The 1,876-nt window shown below is 39.8% G+C and carries 1 protein-coding gene; it reads left to right on the forward strand.

What is annotated here, in order from left to right; all coding sequences use genetic code 11:
* Positions 1-1,264, forward strand: a 1,264-nt coding sequence (locus ACFVSH_RS26155) for a phospho-sugar mutase (protein ID WP_387708713.1), incomplete at its 5' end; no start/stop codon positions are given.
* Positions 1,265-1,876: the final 612 nt, after the last annotated feature.

Here is a 1,876-nt window from a genome sequence, read left to right on the forward strand (position 1 = left end):
GGTGTACGGATCAGACGGGGCACAGCTACCTCCTGAAGCGGCGGATCAAGTCATTAATTACGTGAACGCGATTGAAAGTGAGCTTTCCATTGTAGTTGAGGAAGAAGAAATCCTAGAGGACAGAGGACTCATTCAAATCATCGGGGAGGAGCTGGATACTGCTTATAATGAGCAATTGCTCACTATTCCGGAAAATCCAACGTTAGCAGATGAGATCGATGTAAAGCTCGTGTTTACACCGCTTCATGGTACAGCCAATCAATCAGTAAAACGTGCTTTGCATGATTTAGGATATCGAAATGTCCATATTGTTAAAGAACAGGAAATGCCCGATGCTAACTTTCCTACCGTTAAAGTCCCTAATCCAGAGGAACATGCTGCTTTTGAATTGGCCATTGAGCTTGGAAACCGCGTCGACGCTGATTTATTGATTGCCACCGACCCGGATTCGGATAGGCTCGGTATTAGCGTGAAAAATAATGCTGGAGAGTATGTCGTATTAACAGGCAACCAAACCGGCGCTCTCTTTTTGGATTATTTAATTTCACAAAAACAAAAGAAAGGGACTCTTGCTGGAAATGGAGTCGTATTAAAGACCATCGTGACTTCAGAAATAGGAAGGGCGATTTCGGAGCAAAATGGTTTAAAAACAGTAGATGTTTTAACTGGATTTAAATTCATTGCTGAAAAAATCAATGAATACCACACAAGTGGAGAACATTCTTTCCTGTTTGGCTATGAAGAAAGCTATGGATATCTAATCAAAGATTTTGCTCGAGATAAGGATGCCATACAGGCTACCATTCTGGCAGTGGATGTCTGTGCCTATTACAAAAAGCAAGGCAAAACGATGTATGAAGGTTTAATGGATGTGTTCGATAAATATGGATATTACTTGGAAGGTTTGCAATCGTTAACTTTAAAAGGGATTGAAGGTGCAAGACAAATTGAAGCGATTCTAAATGAATTCCGTGAAAATCCACCAGATCGAATTTCTGATCTTCAAGTATTGGTTCAAGAGGATTATCTAAGCAGGAAAAAATACATGTTTGCGTCAAATAGGGAAGAGGCAATCAAGCTCCCAAAATCGAACGTATTAAAATACTTTCTTGAAGATGGCACATGGATATGTTTACGACCTTCGGGAACAGAGCCTAAAATTAAATTTTATTTCGGTGTTAAAGGCAGCTCGATGAAGGAAGCGAAAGGGAAATTATCCATCGTTATGAAAGACTTTATGAGAAGTATCAATGAAATGCTTTAAAGATGGACTCTCATTCAGAGGGTCTCCTTAAAAAACTGGGGTTCGCATTCATTAAGTAAAGAAATGCGGACCCCTTTTTGTCTATCATTAGATTAGTACTGCATTCTAAATCTAGCACCACAGCCTTCCGGAGTCATAATTACCCTACTGGAAATCAAGATTCCCGGTAGGTCGTCCTTAGGCCTTCGGCGTTGAATAGGGTCCATATCCCAACATGGGTTGGGTTTGAGGTTGTGCGTGGTAGGGTATAAGGGGCTGATGTTGATATTTATCACTATTCGACACTAATTGGAATATTGAGCATATAATATACTATTCCAATCCAATTCTCCAAATCCCCCTATTTAGTAGCCTTGCTGATACCGTATGACGTTACGTAGTACAGTTGTACAGGCCCAAGGGTGGGCCTTATGAAAGGTGCTGAATGGGAGGGTTTTTAAAAGGTTCCTTATTTGCGCTTTTGGTGAGACCATCCCCGAAGAGATAAGTCAAATAAGAAAATAACCTTTAAAGAAGAAGTCATAAAACATAAAACGAGAACATTTAACATCATACATAAAATCGACATTCAAACAAAAGAAACTCCTCATATTTAACTCTGTCATATTATTG

Source organism: Peribacillus sp. NPDC058002 (assembly GCF_042886655.1).
Classification (GTDB): domain Bacteria; phylum Bacillota; class Bacilli; order Bacillales; family DSM-1321; genus Peribacillus; species Peribacillus aracenensis.